Here is a 14,175-nt window from a genome sequence, read left to right on the forward strand (position 1 = left end):
TCAGTATGGCCCCTCGTCCTGATACTGCGGCAGCCCGTCGGCGATCTCGTAGTAGTCGCCCTTTTCTGCCGTGAAGATATGCGCCGCCAGCCGCAGCCCGGTCGGCCCGTCCAGCGACCCCACGTTGATCCAGACCTGCGGGCTGCCGTCGTGCCGCCAGAACAGGCTGGAGCCGCACTCTGCGCAGAACCCCCGCTTGGCGCTGGCGCTGGAGCGGTACCAGCGCGGCGTGCCCGTGACGCTGATGGCGTCAGCCGGGACCGAGGCCGCGGCCTCGTAGTGCCCGGACATCCGGCGGCACTGCGTGCAATGGCAGGCCACGACCTCGCCCGGACTGGCCGACAAAGTGTAGCGCACCGCGCCGCAGAGACAGCCGCCCTGCATCACGCCTGCTCCAGTTTCTTGGCGTAACCGCGCGGGGTGTAGAGCCGCCAGCCCTCGGCCCCGGCGCTGCAGTCGCCGGTGGGGAAGGCGCGGCTTTGGCTGGCGCCGATCAGCACAACGGTCAGCATGTCGACCTCGTCGGTCTGCAGGGTCGCGAGCGTGCGGCGGGTCAACTTCTCGTCCGGACGGCCAAGGTTCGAGGCCAGCAGCACGGGCGTGTCTTCGGGGCGGTGCTTCAGCAGGATCTGCCGCGCCTCGTCCAGCAGGGTGCGGCGGCGGCGCGAGACGGGGTTGTAGAAGGCGATCACGAAATCGCCCTCGGCGGCGGCGCGCAGGCGCTTGACGATCGCCTCGCGCGGCGTCAGCAGGTCGCTGAGGCTGATGGCGCAGAAATCGTGGCCCAGCAGCGCGCCCGCACGGGCCGAGGCCGCCTGCAGCGCCGAGATCCCCGGCGCGTTGACGATTTTCACCCGCCGCGCGGCATCGCTGACGCCGCCCTTGTCCGGCTCGCGGTCAAGCAGTTCGGCCACCAGCGCACCCATGGCAAAGATCCCGCCGTCGCCCGAGCAGACCAGCGCCATGTCGCGCCCCTCTGCCGCCGACTCCAGCGCATAACGGCAGCGGGCTTCCTCCTCACCCAGTGCGAAAATCTTGCGCGGCGTGTTGGCCGCCAGCGGTCCCAGCAGGTCGAGGTAAAGGCCATAGCCGACAAGCTCGTCCGCCTCGGCGATCAGCCGGGTCGCTTCCGGCGTGCGCCAGCCCGCATCCCCCGGCCCGATCCCGACGACCGAGAGCTTGCCGCGCTTCCGGCCCTCTTGCGGGGCAGAACCGATCCGCGCCACGGCGCAGGTCGCTTCAGTGGTGCGCTGCTTCGGCACGATCAGCGCGCCGTCCGGCCCGGCCGCGGCCAGCGCCGCGCCCTCGCTGACGCCGTGGCAGCCGACCTCGGCAAAGACCACGTCCGACGGGGTCTGCAAGCGCGGGCTCTCGGCCTCGAGCACCTCCGCCGGGAAGAACCGCGCGGGCACGCCCAGGTGCGCGGCCAGCGCCTGCACGGCGGCCTCGTCGGCCTTCAGGTCCAACGACACAACGCAACGGACCGCGAAGGGCGACAGACCCGCCTCAGCCAGCGTTTTGCCGACCAGCGAGATCAGCCCCTCGGGATCGGCCCCGCGCGCACAGCCGACGCCAAGCGCAAGCTCCTGCCGCCGCCAGACCAGCGAGGGCAGCCCCGCAACCGTCAGCACCACGGGCGCATGCTCGTCCGGGGCTGCCACCCGGCGGACCGCCAGGCCCCCCAGCCATGCCGCATCGCCAGACAGGGTTGCCGCTGCGCCCTCCAGCAGCGCGCGGGCCACCGCTTTGGCATCCTCGGGGTTCTCAAGCCGCCAGCCTTCGGGCGGCTCGTCCAGCGCGACGCCGAGGCCCAGATCGCCCGCCGTGGTGATCGCCGCAGCCCCGCCCAGGGCCGAGGCGATCCGCTTCGCCAGCGCGTTGGCCCCGTGGTGCCCGCCCAGTAGCGGCACGGCGGCCGAGCCGTCCTCGGCCACCGCGACAACCGCCGGTTCCGCCCACTTGTCCCCCAGCAGCGGAGCCAGCGTGCGGATCAGGATGCCCGAGGCGCAGATGCCGACGATAGGCCGCCCGACGGCGAACAGGCCGCGCAGGTGGTCGGCCACGCCGGGGGCGCTGAGCCGATACAGCTCGCCGCCCAGCTCGATGGCCAGCCGTTCGCCCAGGGGCGCGGCGCTGGCGGTCAGCGTGACGATGGCGGGGGTCTTGTCAGGAACCGGCATGGGGGTCGTCTCCGGGGACCAGGATCATCGAGAAATAGGGGGCGGTGTCGGGTGCCTGCGCCAGTGGCATCGCCTGCTGGTGCGGCAGGCTGGCGTGGCTGACGAAGGCCGCGCGATGCTCCAGCCCGGCCTTGGCCAGCAGAGCGCGAACGCGCGGCAAGTGCCGCCCGACCTTCATGATCGCCAGCGCGCCGGGCCGCGCGATCAGCGCGCGCAACTCGTCGTCGGGCAGGGTGGCGGGCAGGGCGCTCAGCACCTCGTTCCGGGCGCAGAGCGGGCGTTGCACCGCCGCCGCGCAGGCGGTCATCGAGGTCACGCCGGGCACGATCCGCACCTCGGCCCGGCCCGCAAGCCGGGCGAACAGGTACATGAACGAGCCGTAGAAGAACGGATCGCCCTCGCACAGCACGACGACATCGCCGTGTTGCAGCGCCTCGGCGATCTCGTCGGCGGCGCGGTCGTAAACCTCCTGCGCGGGGAAGCGCTCGGTCCGCATCGGGATCACGATGGGGATCTCGCGCGCGCCCTCGGGGAGGAATCCGGAGACGATGGACCGGGCAAAACTCTCGCCCGAATCCGGCGCCGGATAGGCCACGGTCGTCGCAGTGGAGATCAGCCGGTGCGCCTTGAGCGTCAGCAGCTCCGGGTCGCCCGGGCCGACGCCCACGCCGTAGAGGATCCCGCTCATTTCGCCCACACCCATTGCGTCACTGGCATCATCGGCTTCCAGCCGCGGAACGGGCCAACAGGTTCGGCGCGCGAGACCTGAAGTCGTGTCAGCGTCCCGCCCAGCCGGGCATGGGCCGCGATCAGCAGTGCCTCGGATTCCAGCGTCACTGCGTTCGCCAACAAGCGCCCCGCCGGGGTCAGCGCCTCCGCGGCGGCGTCAATCACCGCATCCGACAGCCCGCCGCCCAGGAACACCGCATCGGGCCGCGGCAGGTCTGCCAACGCCTCGGGCGCGCGGCCTTCGACAAGCTGCAGGCGCGGTGCGCCCAGCCGCTGTGCGTTGCGCGCCGCCATCGCCCGACGCTCGGCCAGCGGCTCGATCCCGATCGCCACACCGTCGCGCGCCAGCCGCAGCCATTCCACCGCGACGGAACCGCAGCCGCAGCCGACGTCCCACAGCACCGCGCCGCGCCGTGGGCCAAGCTGGGCCAGCGTCAGCGCCCGCACCTCCTGCTTGGTCATCTTGCCGTCGTGCTCGAACGCATCATCCGGCAGCCCCGGTCCGCGCGGCAGCACCCGCGCACCGGGCGTGGCGATGCACTCCACCGCCAGCGTGTTGAAATCCGGGCTCTCGGCGGCCCAATCCCTGGCAATACCGTCTACCCGGCTTTCGCGCGGCCCACCCAGCGCGCCCAGCACCGTCAGCCGGCTGTCGCCCAGCCCCGCCCCGGTCAGCAGCGCCGCGATCTCGGCCGGAGTGCTGCCGTCCCGCGTCAGCATCAGCAGCCGCACGCCGGGGGCGAAGAAGGGGATTGCCTGCTCGACCGGACGGCCGTGCACGGTTAGCGTCTCGACGTCGGCAAGGCTCCAGCCCATGCGGCAGGCGGCCCATTGAAAGGCCGAGATCTGCGGGTGAAACGTCACCTCCTCCGCCGGGATCGCCTTCAGGATCCGCGCCCCGACCGAGTACCAGAGCGGATCGCCGGTCACGAGCACCACCAGCCGTTTGCCCCGCAGCGCCTCGATCTTGTCGATCATCGCATCGAAGGGCGAGGGCCAGGACAGGCGCTCGGCTGTGACGTTCGGGCTTAGACCGTGATGTCGCTCGCCGCCGATGATGACCTCGGCGGCCTCGACCACGGCGCGGGCGGCAGGGGTCAGCCCGTCCATCCCGTCCTCGCCGATGCCCACGATGTCCAGCCAGGCGCTCATCGGCAGGCCCTCATCAGCTTCTCCAACTCTCCGGCATCCACCGCGGCTTCTCCGTCCAGCACCTTGCGCACATGTGCCAGCATCCGCAGCCGCGGCGCCGAGGGGTCGCGGACCACGCGGATCCCCTCGCCCCTATCGTACATGTCCAGGTGATCGTGGAAATTCCTCCGTGCCTGCGTCAGCGAATGCCCGTGGTTCGGTCCGCAGGTGATGTCATCCGCGTCGGCCTCGTCCTGGCCGTCGTCCTCCCACCAGCAGACCTGGCAGATGTTGTAGGCCGCGCGGCCGGAGAGGGTCGGCAGCAGGCAGCAGGGGCAGAGAAAGCGCTTGCCGAGCTTCCAGTAGAGGCTGCCGCCATGGCCGGGCACCTGCTCCATGCCGTCGCGCAGAGGGGCCATATAGTCGGGCAGGGGCGCGATCACGTGCCGTCCCCCCTCAGCCCCAGTGCTACTGCGTTCACCGCCGCCGCCGCCATGGCCGAGCCGCCTCGCCGCCCCGGCAACGTCGCGAAGGGTACGCCGCGTGAATTGGAAGCCAGTTCCGCCTTGGATTCCGCTGCGCCGACGAACCCCACGGGAAAACCGAATATGGCTGCAGGCATATTCGCCCCTTCGTCCAGCAATTCAAGCAACCGGAACAGTGCCGTCGGCGCGTTGCCGATGGCGACAACCGCGCTGCCCAGCCGGTCCGCCAGCAGTTCGATCGCCGCCGCCGAGCGGGTGTTGCCGATCTGCTGCGCCAGCGCCGGCACGCGTGGATCGTCGATGGCGGTGGCGACCTCGTTGCCGTCCAGCGCCCGCCGGATCACGCCGCCCGCGACCATCTTGCAGTCGCAGATCACCGGCGCGCCCGCGCGCAGGGCCGCCCGCGCCGCTGCGACCACGCCGGGTGTCGCCTCCAGCGTCTCGGCGATGTCGACCATCCCGCAGGCGTGGATCAGCCGCACGGCAAGCTCGGCCTCGTCCGGTGCGAACCGGTCCAGAGCCGCCTCGCCCCGCACGGTCGCGAAGCTCTGCGCGTAGATCGCCTTCGGATCGCGGGCGTAGTCGATCACCCCTTGGCCTTCAGGTGCTTGCGCACGCTCTCCGGTCCCAGCGGGTGGTCGGCGTGGGGATAGGGCGGGTGGTGGTGGTCATGATCGTGGTGATGGTGGTGATGCCCGTCGCCATGCCCATGATCGTGGTGGTGATGATGATGGTGATCCATGTCCAGCCGGCAAGCACCGGTACAGAAATCGTCGCACAGCGCGCAATCCGCCACGTTTGAGCCGGGCGCGCTCGCCCCCTGCCCTTCGACGTGGTGGTGATGGCTTTCCTGCGGCATCCCGACCTCGGCCTCGAAGCCCAGAACCTGCGCGCGGTACTTGCACATACCGCAGTTCATCGCCGTGTCGCCCGAGAGGATCTCGGTCACGCGCTCGGCGAAGGTCTCCAGCACCTTGGGATGATCGCCCAGGTAGCCTGCCTTGACGAACTGGGTGCCCGGCATGCGCTCGGCCACCATGTCGGTGAAGCCATAGATCCGGTCGATCAGAACGCCGGTGAACAGGAAGTAGGGGAACACGACGATACGGCGGTAGCCCAGCCTGGCGGCATGCTCCAGGCACGGCTCGACCAGCGGGAAGGTGACGCCGGAATAGCCGACCTCGCACCAGCCGAAGCCCATGCCCTCCCACAGCAGCCGCGCCACCTTGGAGACGTTGGAGTTCGCGTCCGGGTCGCTCGCCCCCCGCCCGATGACCACGAGGCAGGTCTCGTGCCGGGGCACCTCGCCCTGCTTGTCGGCCTCGGCTAGCGCGTCCTCGATCCGGCTGGCGGCAGCGGCGATCATGCGCGGATCGACACCCAGTTCGCGACCATAGTCGATCTTGACGCCATGCTCGACGGCATAGGTGTTCAGAACGGTTGGAATGTCGTTCTTGGCGTGCATAGCGGCGAACAGCATGCCCGGCACGGCCAGAATATGGTTGCAGCCATTTTCACGTAGATTGTCCAGCCCGTTGCGGATCACCGGGTTGGCGAATTCAAGGTACCCGTAATCCACCGGCCACTCGGGCGGCAGATACGAGGGCAGCTGTTGCGCCAACTGGGCGAACTCGTCCACCGCCGCCTGGCTGCGCGAGCCGTGCCCGCAGATCATCACGCCGATCTTGCTCATTGGGCGGCGGCCTCTTCCGCGTCGGTTTCCTCGGCGTCGGAGGCTTCGGTGTCCTTGCCCTTGCGGCCGCGCAGACCGGCCCAGACAGCCAGCCCGACGGCGACGCCCAGCGCGCCCAGCGCGATCCAGTGGTCGTGCCCGGCGGCGTCCGCGATATGGCCCGGATGCGCCAGCGCGGGACCGGCAAGAAGAACGGCGGGGACTGTCAGTCGAGGGAACGTCATGGGCGGCGGCCTTTCCTGTCTGGGTCGCCGCACAGCCGAACGGGGCACCGCGGGGGCGCCCTTGGACGATGATCTCCCACACCCCCTGTTTGGGTCGGCACGGGTCGGATCTTCCGCTCAGCCATACGGCATCGTCGGGTCCTGCCTAGCAGCCGCGCCCTGCCCCGGCAATGCTCAATCGAGCGCGTCCAGCCCCGCCTTCAGGGCCTTGCGGAATACCGTCGGCAGCGCGTCCCCGCGCGCATGGCGGGCCGGGTGGAACGCGCCGCGCCGCGGGGTCGCGCCCTCGGGCACCTCGGCGACCATAACCGCGAGGCGCAGGTGGAAATGCGTGAACGTGTGCCGCACCTCGACCGGGGCCTGCCGCCAGTCGGCCTGCATCGGAGGGCTTGGTTCCGGTGCGTCCTCGGCCCAATCGGTGCCGGGCAGGCCCAGCATCCCGCCCAGCAGGCCCTTGTCGGGCCGGGTCTCCAGAAGCAGCGCGCCATCCGCCCGTCGGGCGAGATAGGCGATCCCCTGCCGTACCGGCTTGGCCTGTTTGGGCGCCTTCCGGGGCAGCTCTGGCGCGCTGCCCGAAAGCCGTCCGGCGCAGGCGTCCATCCACGGGCAGATGCCGCAGGCCGGGCTGCGCGGGGTGCAGATGGTGGCGCCAAGGTCCATCACCGCCTGGGCGTAGTCTCCGGGCCGCTCGTGCGGTGTCAGCTCCCCGGCGGCGGCCTTGATCTCGGGCTTGGCGGCGGGCAGCGGCGTGCGGATGTCGCGGATCCGGGCCATGACACGCTCGACGTTACCGTCCACCACGACTGCGCGCCGGTCGAAGGCGATCGCCGCCACCGCCGCCGCCGTGTAAGGCCCGATCCCTGGCAGGTCCGCCAGCCCCGCCTCGGTATCCGGGAAAACCCCGCCAAGGTCGTTCGCGACCACCCGCGCTGCCTTCAACAGGTTCCGCGCGCGGGCGTAGTAGCCCAGCCCGGCCCAGGCAGACATGACGTCCGCGTCCGCGGCCGCTGCCAGGTCCGCGACCGTCGGCCAGATCCCGGTGAACTTCGCGAAATAGGGACCGACCGCCGCCACCGTGGTCTGTTGCAGCATGATCTCGGACAGCCAGATGTGATAGGGATCGGCCCGCCGAGCGCTGCCTGGAGGCACCCTCCACGGCAGGGCCCGGGCATGGCGGTCGTACCAGACCAGCAGGGTCTCGGAGGAAGGTTCACGCAACTGTTATTGCCTTTCGCGACGGGGTGGGGCTGGCTGTCCGTACCCAGAACGTTAATGTGACGGCAGACCTTGGCGAGGCCCGACCGGATGCGCAAGACCACGAACCAGACCCCGACCGCGAAGCGCGTGCGCCGCTTCACGCAGGCCGGTGCGCTGCTGGGCGGCCGCATCCAGGGCGCCTCGGCCAAGCGCGGCTTCGCCGAAACGCGCCTGCTGACCCGCTGGGCCGAGATCGTCGGCCCCGACCTCGCGCCTCTCGCCCGGCCGCTGAAGGTCGCCTATGCCCGCGACGGGTTCGGCGCTACCCTGACCCTGGCCTGTGACGGTGCCCGTGCGCCGGAAGTGCAGATGCAGGCCGAGACGATTCGCGAGCGGGTGAACGCCTGTTACGGCTACAACGCCATCAGCCGGGTCCGCATCGCGCAGGAGGATGGGCAGGGTTTCGCCGAGGCCCAGGCCGCCTTCCTGGGACCGAAATCGCAGGCCGAGACGCGGGTCGACCCGAAGATCGCCGCCGAGGCCGAGCAGGTGGTGGCTGAGGTCGGTGACGACGGCCTGCGCCGCGCGCTGCAGATGCTTGGACAGAACGTGATGACCCGCTCCGGGTCGCCATCGAAGGAGAACTGAATGACCCTTATCCGACCCACCCGCCGCGCCGTGCTGCGTGCCGGCCTCGTCGCCGGCCTCGCGCCGGCCCTGCCGACGTGGGCCCAGGAGGCTGCGACCGCCGAAGGCGCCGCCCGTACCGTCGAGGAAATGGCCGTCGGCGCCGAGGACGCGCCGGTCACGGTGATCGAATACGCCTCGCTGACCTGCCCGCACTGCGCGCGCTTCCACACCGACGTGTATCCGAAGATCAAGGCCAACTACATCGAGTCGGGCAAGGTCCGCTTCATCGTCCGCGACGTCTATTTCGACAAGCTGGGCCTCTGGGCCTCGATGGTTGCCCGCTGCGGCGGGCAGGAGCGCTACTTCGGCATCGTCGACCGCCTGTTCCAGAAACAGGGCGAGTGGACCCGCCACGACAACGCGCAGGACGCGCTGGCCGCGATGTTCGCCATCGGGCGTCAAGCCGGGCTGACCGACGAAGCGATGACGGAATGCGTGCAGGACCAGGCCTGGGCCGAGGCGCTGGTCGCCGACTACCAGGAGAACGCGACCGCCGACGACATCAGCTCGACGCCGAGCTTCATCATCAACGGCGAAAAGGCGTCGAACATGCCCTACGAGGACTTCGCCGCCCGCCTGGACGCGGAACTCGCAGGCTAAGGCAGGATCCGGTCGAGCGCGGCGTCCAGGGCGTCGCGCTCGGCCAGCGCAAGCCGTACCGGCAGGGTCAGGAACTTCGGTCTGAGGTCCGGCGGCAGGCGCACCGCGTCCTTCTCGGTGGTGACCGGCTGGGCGTTCAGCTGCGCCGCCTCGCGTAGCAGTCGCTCGACGATCGCCCGGCTGTAGGCCGCATGATCCGGAAACGCCCGCGTCTCGACCACCTCCGCCCCGGTGCCGCGCAGCGTCGCGAAGAACTTGTCCGGCCGCCCGATCCCAGCGAAGGCCAGGCAGCGCAGTCCCTTCCAAGGCATCCCCGTGGGTAGAGGCTGCAACGACCCCTCCGCCAGCGGCTTCTCCTTCAGCGCGGGCCAGTCTTTCAGCACCTTCCGCCGCGCGGGCTCCGGCCCCATCAGCAGCACGAGGTCGGCGCGTTTCAACCCGGCGGCGATCGGCTCCCGCAGCGGCCCCGCCGGGATCACCCGGCCGTTGCCGAACCCGGCCTCCGCGTCGACCACAAGAAGGCTCAGGTCCTTGGCCACGTCCGGGTTCTGAAACCCGTCGTCGAGCACGATCACCTGCGCCCCGCCCGCTTCTGCCGCTTCGGCCCCCGCCGCCCGGTCGCGCGCGACCCAGGCGGGCCCGAACCCCGACAGCAGCAGCGGCTCGTCGCCCACCTCGTCCGCCGAGTGGGCGTGCGGATCGACCCGCACCGGCCCCTCCAGCCGTCCGCCATAGCCACGCGACAGCGCATGCGCCGCAATGCCCCTGGCCGCGAAATGCTCCAGCAAGGCGGACACCACCGGCGTCTTGCCCGTGCCGCCCGCCGTCAGGTTGCCCACGCAGATCACCGGCACGCCTGGCCGCACCCTGGGCGCGCGCGCCACCCGCCGCGCGGTGGACACAGCCCAGACCGCCGCCACCGGCGTCAGCAGCCGCGCCGTCAGCCCGGGCGCGTTCGGCGGGTTTGTCCAGTACCCCGGTGCGCGCATCAGTCGTCGGCCTTGGCGTCCGGCAGATGCCCCGAGATCACCTCGAGCACCCGCCGGGTCACGTCCGCGCCCTCCGACGATACCGACCAGGCGGCGGTCGCCAGCGCGGCGGCGCGGTCTGGGGGCAGCGTCTCGATCAGCTTCGCGCCCAGTTCCTCGGGCCTCGGCACCAGCACGGCGGCGCCCGCCCGGCGGAACCGCGTGTAGGCGGTCTCGAAGTTCTGCACATGCGGTCCGGTCAGGATCGCCGAGCCCAGCAGCGCCGGCTCGAACGGGTTGTGGCCGCCCACCTCGACCAGCGAGCCGCCGATGAAACTGACCGCCGCGACCCGGTACCACAGCCCCATCTCGCCCAGCGTGTCGGCCAGGTAGATGTCGGTGTTCCGGTCCGGCTGCCCTCCCTCGGAGCGGACCGCGACCGACCAGCCCTCGGCGCGTAGAGCGTTCGCGATCTGCGGCCCCCGCTCGGGATGGCGCGGCGCCAGGATCAGCAGCAGCCCGTGCGCGCTGCGCCGGGCCTCGCGATGGGCGCGGGCGACATGCTCCTCCTCGCCCGGATGGGTCGAAGCGGCCAGCCAGACGGTGCGCCCGGCCAGCTGTTTCATGAGGTTCTTCAGCGCCATCTCGTCATGCGGCAGCGGCTGCGCGGTGTCCTTCAGGCTGCCGGTGACCTCCACCCGCTCGGGCGGCGCGCCGACGGCCAGCAGCCGCTCGGCCTGGGCGTCGTCCTGCGCCAGGATCGCCGAGAACCGCCCCAGCAGAGAGCCCCCGTAGCGCCCCATCCGCTGCATACGGTGCGCCGAGCGCGCCGACATGCGGGCGTTGATCAGCAGCATCGGAATGCCCCGGTTCGCGGTGCTGACGATCAGCCGCGGCCACAGCTCGCTCTCGGTCCAGACCGCCAGGTCCGGCCGCCAATGGCCCAGGAACCGCCGCACGGCGGGCCCGGTATCCAGCGGAATGTACTGGTGAAACGCCCGCTCCGGCAGCCGGTCCGCGATCAGCCCGGCCGAGGTCGTCGTGCCGGTGGTGACCATGACATGCAGATCCGGCTCGGCCTCCAGCAGCGCCTCGATCAGCGCCAGAAGCGACACCGACTCCCCCACCGAGGCGGCGTGAAACCACACCAGCCGCCCCTCGGGACGCGGGCCCGAGGCCCGGCCCAGCCGCTCCCCGATCCGCGCTGGGTCCTCCTTGCCGCGCGCCTGCCGCCGCCGCAGGATGCCATGCGCGAACAGCGAGGCCAGCTCGGACGCGCCGAGCGCCAGCGCAAGCGCCAGCGAACGCGGCATGCGGCTCAGCCCAGCTCCTCGGTCGGAGACGCGGCGGTCTCCTCGTCCCGCAGCCGGTGCAGATGGGCGATGAAATAGCGGGTGTGCGCGTCGTCCACGGTTTGCTGAGCCTTCGATTTCCAGGCGTCGTAGGCGCTGGCGTAATCCGGGAAGATCCCGACAAGGTCGATCTCGTCGACATTGCGGAAGGCGGACTTGGTCGGATCGACAAGCTCGCCGCCAAAAACAAGGTGCAGGCGCTGGGTCATGGGAATGTCCTCGGGTCGAAGTGACGTCGCCGCGCACCCTAGCCATTGCCGATAGCGGGTCAAGCATCGCGGCGCGGCCCGCCTTCCACTTTCCCCCAAATATCCCCGCCGGAGGCTCCGGCGGCGGTCCCGCGCGCGGCCTCAGCCCAGTCCGCGCAGCGTCAGCAGCCGCGCGTGCAGCCCCGGCGCCGCCGCGATGCAGCCGCCCTGCTGCCGGTGCGGCGCGTTGAAATCGGGCGCGCCGCCGCCCGCGTCGGTGACGATGCCCCCGGCCTCGCGCACGATCAGGGTCCCGGCAGCGATGTCCCATTCCCAGCTGTCGCGGAATGTCACCAGCGCGTCGAAGCGTCCCTCGGCCACCAGGCACAGCCGGTAGGCCAGCGAGGGGCGATAGCCGCGCTCGGCGTCCGGCACACCGCCGGGCCAGTACTCCGGCTTCAGCGACGGCCGGGTCGCCAGGATCGTCGCGCGCGCCGGGTCCTCGGCACCCGAGACCCTGATGGCTGCGCCGTTCAGCGTCGCGCCCTGCCCCGTGGCGGCGGCGTAGAGCCTGTCCTGTGCGGGAAGGAACACCACTGCTGCGATCACCTGGCCCCGCTCGACCACCGCCAGCGCGTGCGAGAAGGCGCTGGTGCCCTCGATGAACGCCCGCGTGCCGTCGATCGGATCGATCAGGAACACCCGGTCCCGGCTCAGCCGGTCGGCATCGTCGGGGGTCTCCTCGGACAACCAGCCGTAGTCGGGCCGCGCCGCGCGCAGGACCTTGGCCAGCGCGGCATCGACCTCCAGGTCGGCCTCGGACACCGGTCCGGCGCCGTCCGCCTTGTCCCAGACCTTCGGATCGGACCGGAAATGGCGCAGCGCGATGGGCCCGGCGACGCGGGCGGCCTCGATCAGCAGCGCCAGATCGGCCTCAGGCGCCTGCAACCGTCAGGCCTTCGACCAGCAACGAGGGGATCACCCGGCTCAGGTGCTGGCGCGCGTCGTCCGCGGCGCGCAGCCCCTTGAGCATCTCGGGCAGGCTGCCCGCGATGGTGCATTCGTTCACCGGCTCGGCGATCTCGCCGCCGCGCACCCAGAACCCCGAGGCCCCGCGGGAGTAGTCCCCGGTGTTCGGGTTGATCGAGCTGCCCATCATCGAGGTCACCAGCAGCCCTTCGCCCATGTCCTTCAGCAGCGCCTCACGGGTGGTCTGCGGCCCGGTCAGCCGCAGGTTTCCGGCAGACGGGCTCGGCGGCCCGCCGGTGCCGCGCGCCGCGTTCGCGGTGCTTTTCAGGCCCAGCTTGCGCGCGTTGGCAAGGTCCAGAATCCAGCGCAGCAGCATTCCGTCCTCGACCAGCGGATTGGTTGCCGTCGGCAGCCCCTCGCCGTCGAACGGCTTCGAGCCGCCGACCCGCGCCCGGTGCGGCTCCTCGACCAGGCCGAACCCTTTCGGCAGCACCTGCTCGCCCATCAACGCCTTGGCCCAGCTGTTGCCGCGGGCGACCGAGCCGCCGTTCACCGCCGACAGCAGGTGCCCGATCAGCCCCGAGCTGATCCGCTCGTCGAACAGCACCGGATAGGCCCCGGTCTTCGGCTGCTTTGCACCGCGCCGGGCCAAGGTACGCTCGGCGGCCAGCAGGCCGACCTCCTCGGAGGTTGGCATGTCCTCGGCGTGGACCCGGGATTCCACCGCATAATCCCGCTCCATCTCCAGCCCCTCGCCGGTGATGGCCACGCAGGCGACCGAGTGGCTGGTGCGGGAGTACCCGCCCGAGAACCCGTTGGTCGCCATCAGGTGCACCGAGGTCCGGCTGTAGTCCGCCCCCGCCGTCGAGACCTGGCTGATCCCCTTCACGCCCAGCGCCGCTGCCTCGGCCTGCCGGGCGGCCTCGGCCAGGGCGGCAGGGTCCGGCGCGTCGCTCGGATCCACGAGGTCGAGCGCTGCCACATCCCAGCTTTTCGCCAGCTGGTCCGGATCGGCCAGACCGGCATAGGGGTCCTCGGGCGCCTCGCGGGCCATCGCCACGGCACGGGCGGCCATGGTTTCGATCGCCGCCGCGCGGGTGTCGCTGATCGACACGCTCGCCTGCTTCTGCCCGATGAGCACCCGCAGGCCCAGGTCGGTGCCCTCGGCCCGCTCGGCCTGTTCCAGCGCGCCGTTGCGGATCTCCATCGAGATGCCGTCGCCGCGCACGGCGATCACGTCGGCCGCCTCGGCGCCTGCCTTTGTGGCGGCCAGCAGCGCGGCCTTCGCCAGTTCCTGAAGTTCGCTCATGCGGTCACCATCAGCCAGAGTACATGTCCCAGAAGCCCGATCGCCAGCAGCAGCACGCTGAGCAGCGTCAGCCCCGCGCCCGCCGCCCGCTGCCAGCCGGGCGCATCCTCGGCGCAGAAATGCAGACCGTGGAACACGCGGCCCGCGGTCAGCGCCACGCCGAAGAGATGCAGCAGCCAGGCGGGCGTGCCGATCAGCGCCGCCATCACCATCAGGATCAGCGCCAGCGGCACGGCCTCGACGAAATTCGCCTGCCCCCGCATGGCGCGGATCATCACCGGGTCGCCCCCGTCGCCGATGCTGATCTTCCGCTGGCCGCGGACCTTTCCGACATGGGCGGTCAGCCACATGAAGATCAGCCCGTTCAGCGCGGCATAGAGCGCGACGGCGAGCACGGCGGGTGTGGGTGTCATCGGCAGGTGTCCTTCGGCGATGCGGCCTGCCGGGAACGTAAGGTGCC

Annotated in this window: 17 protein-coding genes; 2 read left to right on the forward strand and 15 right to left on the reverse strand. The window is 71.1% G+C overall.

Features of this window, described 5'->3' with window-relative positions; translation table 11 throughout:
• The 9 genes from ACW9UR_RS18850 to ACW9UR_RS18890 all read right to left on the reverse strand — a co-directional run bounded on the left by ACW9UR_RS18850 (position 1) and on the right by ACW9UR_RS18890 (position 7,660).
• Entirely contained in the window at positions 1-384 is a 384-nt protein-coding gene (locus ACW9UR_RS18850; protein WP_458918598.1) for a GFA family protein, read from the reverse strand.
• Complete coding sequence (locus tag ACW9UR_RS18855) at positions 384-2,180, reverse strand: cobalamin biosynthesis protein (RefSeq protein WP_458918599.1); 1,797 nt, start codon at positions 2,178-2,180, stop codon at positions 384-386. Before ACW9UR_RS18855 ends, ACW9UR_RS18850 begins: the two co-directional genes overlap by 1 nt.
• Positions 2,167-2,868 carry a precorrin-2 C(20)-methyltransferase gene (gene cobI / locus ACW9UR_RS18860; RefSeq protein WP_458918600.1) on the reverse strand — a complete coding sequence of 234 codons (702 nt, stop codon included), beginning with the start codon at positions 2,866-2,868 and terminating at the stop codon, positions 2,167-2,169. The genes ACW9UR_RS18855 and cobI overlap by 14 nt, the downstream gene beginning before the upstream one ends.
• Complete coding sequence (gene cbiE, locus ACW9UR_RS18865; protein ID WP_458918601.1) at positions 2,865-4,061, reverse strand: precorrin-6y C5,15-methyltransferase (decarboxylating) subunit CbiE; 1,197 nt, start codon at positions 4,059-4,061, stop codon at positions 2,865-2,867. Before cbiE ends, cobI begins: the two co-directional genes overlap by 4 nt.
• Positions 4,058-4,483, reverse strand: a complete 426-nt coding sequence (locus ACW9UR_RS18870; protein WP_458918602.1) for a CPCC family cysteine-rich protein — start codon at positions 4,481-4,483, stop codon at positions 4,058-4,060. Before ACW9UR_RS18870 ends, cbiE begins: the two co-directional genes overlap by 4 nt.
• Entirely contained in the window at positions 4,480-5,115 is a 636-nt protein-coding gene (locus ACW9UR_RS18875; protein ID WP_458918603.1) for a precorrin-8X methylmutase, read from the reverse strand. Before ACW9UR_RS18875 ends, ACW9UR_RS18870 begins: the two co-directional genes overlap by 4 nt.
• Positions 5,112-6,218, reverse strand: a complete 1,107-nt coding sequence (locus ACW9UR_RS18880) for a sirohydrochlorin chelatase (protein WP_458918604.1) — start codon at positions 6,216-6,218, stop codon at positions 5,112-5,114. Before ACW9UR_RS18880 ends, ACW9UR_RS18875 begins: the two co-directional genes overlap by 4 nt.
• On the reverse strand, positions 6,215-6,442 hold the full coding sequence (locus ACW9UR_RS18885; protein WP_458918605.1) for a DUF6732 family protein: 228 nt from the start codon (positions 6,440-6,442) through the stop codon (positions 6,215-6,217). The genes ACW9UR_RS18880 and ACW9UR_RS18885 overlap by 4 nt, the downstream gene beginning before the upstream one ends.
• Before the next feature lie 174 nt (positions 6,443-6,616).
• Complete coding sequence (locus ACW9UR_RS18890; RefSeq protein ID WP_458918606.1) at positions 6,617-7,660, reverse strand: A/G-specific adenine glycosylase; 1,044 nt, start codon at positions 7,658-7,660, stop codon at positions 6,617-6,619.
• 87 nt (positions 7,661-7,747) lie between these two features.
• On the opposite strand from ACW9UR_RS18890, the gene ACW9UR_RS18895 reads away from it, so the two are divergent.
• Together ACW9UR_RS18895 and ACW9UR_RS18900 are read left to right on the forward strand one after the other, a co-directional pair.
• Positions 7,748-8,287, forward strand: a complete 540-nt coding sequence (locus ACW9UR_RS18895; RefSeq protein ID WP_458918607.1) for a DUF721 domain-containing protein — start codon at positions 7,748-7,750, stop codon at positions 8,285-8,287.
• The gene (locus ACW9UR_RS18900; RefSeq protein WP_458918608.1) at positions 8,288-8,929 is read left to right on the forward strand and encodes a DsbA family protein; all 642 of its coding nucleotides are present in this window, start codon (positions 8,288-8,290) and stop codon (positions 8,927-8,929) included. It abuts the gene before it with no gap.
• On the opposite strand, the gene lpxK is transcribed toward ACW9UR_RS18900, so the two are convergent.
• From lpxK to ACW9UR_RS18930, 6 genes are all read right to left on the reverse strand, one after another.
• On the reverse strand, positions 8,926-9,918 hold the full coding sequence (gene lpxK / locus ACW9UR_RS18905; RefSeq protein ID WP_458918609.1) for a tetraacyldisaccharide 4'-kinase: 993 nt from the start codon (positions 9,916-9,918) through the stop codon (positions 8,926-8,928). The two genes, ACW9UR_RS18900 and lpxK, sit on opposite strands and share 4 nt — an antisense overlap.
• Positions 9,918-11,210 (reverse strand): 3-deoxy-D-manno-octulosonic acid transferase, encoded by a 1,293-nt coding sequence (locus ACW9UR_RS18910; protein ID WP_458918610.1) that lies wholly within the window; start codon positions 11,208-11,210, stop codon positions 9,918-9,920. Before ACW9UR_RS18910 ends, lpxK begins: the two co-directional genes overlap by 1 nt.
• 5 nt (positions 11,211-11,215) lie before the next feature.
• The gene (locus ACW9UR_RS18915; protein WP_458918611.1) at positions 11,216-11,458 is read right to left on the reverse strand and encodes a DUF4170 domain-containing protein; all 243 of its coding nucleotides are present in this window, start codon (positions 11,456-11,458) and stop codon (positions 11,216-11,218) included.
• Between the two features lie 141 nt (positions 11,459-11,599).
• Complete coding sequence (locus ACW9UR_RS18920; RefSeq protein WP_458918612.1) at positions 11,600-12,385, reverse strand: inositol monophosphatase family protein; 786 nt, start codon at positions 12,383-12,385, stop codon at positions 11,600-11,602.
• Positions 12,372-13,715, reverse strand: coding sequence for a TldD/PmbA family protein (locus ACW9UR_RS18925; RefSeq protein ID WP_458918613.1), 1,344 nt, complete (start codon positions 13,713-13,715; stop codon positions 12,372-12,374). Before ACW9UR_RS18925 ends, ACW9UR_RS18920 begins: the two co-directional genes overlap by 14 nt.
• A complete protein-coding gene (locus ACW9UR_RS18930) occupies positions 13,712-14,128 on the reverse strand; it encodes an MAPEG family protein (RefSeq protein WP_458918614.1) in 417 nt (138 codons plus the stop codon). The genes ACW9UR_RS18925 and ACW9UR_RS18930 overlap by 4 nt, the downstream gene beginning before the upstream one ends.
• Positions 14,129-14,175 lie beyond the last annotated feature (47 nt).

The organism is Halovulum sp. GXIMD14794 (assembly GCF_054457455.1).

Excerpts from the sequence above, each read along its gene's own strand:
- cobI (WP_458918600.1), bottom strand. The coding sequence starts at position 2,868 with ATGAGCGGGATCCTCTACGGCGTGGGCGTCGGCCCGGGCGACCCGGAG.
- ACW9UR_RS18885 (WP_458918605.1), bottom strand. The coding sequence starts at position 6,442 with ATGACGTTCCCTCGACTGACAGTCCCCGCCGTTCTTCTTGCCGGTCCC.
- ACW9UR_RS18855 (WP_458918599.1), bottom strand. The coding sequence starts at position 2,180 with ATGCCGGTTCCTGACAAGACCCCCGCCATCGTCACGCTGACCGCCAGC.
- ACW9UR_RS18880 (WP_458918604.1), bottom strand. The coding sequence starts at position 6,218 with ATGAGCAAGATCGGCGTGATGATCTGCGGGCACGGCTCGCGCAGCCAG.
- ACW9UR_RS18930 (WP_458918614.1), bottom strand. The coding sequence starts at position 14,128 with ATGACACCCACACCCGCCGTGCTCGCCGTCGCGCTCTATGCCGCGCTG.
- cbiE (WP_458918601.1), bottom strand. The coding sequence starts at position 4,061 with ATGAGCGCCTGGCTGGACATCGTGGGCATCGGCGAGGACGGGATGGAC.
- lpxK (WP_458918609.1), bottom strand. The coding sequence starts at position 9,918 with ATGCGCGCACCGGGGTACTGGACAAACCCGCCGAACGCGCCCGGGCTG.
- ACW9UR_RS18910 (WP_458918610.1), bottom strand. The coding sequence starts at position 11,210 with ATGCCGCGTTCGCTGGCGCTTGCGCTGGCGCTCGGCGCGTCCGAGCTG.
- ACW9UR_RS18925 (WP_458918613.1), bottom strand. The coding sequence starts at position 13,715 with ATGAGCGAACTTCAGGAACTGGCGAAGGCCGCGCTGCTGGCCGCCACA.
- ACW9UR_RS18900 (WP_458918608.1), top strand. The coding sequence starts at position 8,288 with ATGACCCTTATCCGACCCACCCGCCGCGCCGTGCTGCGTGCCGGCCTC.
- ACW9UR_RS18895 (WP_458918607.1), top strand. The coding sequence starts at position 7,748 with ATGCGCAAGACCACGAACCAGACCCCGACCGCGAAGCGCGTGCGCCGC.
- ACW9UR_RS18915 (WP_458918611.1), bottom strand. The coding sequence starts at position 11,458 with ATGACCCAGCGCCTGCACCTTGTTTTTGGCGGCGAGCTTGTCGATCCG.
- ACW9UR_RS18850 (WP_458918598.1), bottom strand. The coding sequence starts at position 384 with ATGCAGGGCGGCTGTCTCTGCGGCGCGGTGCGCTACACTTTGTCGGCC.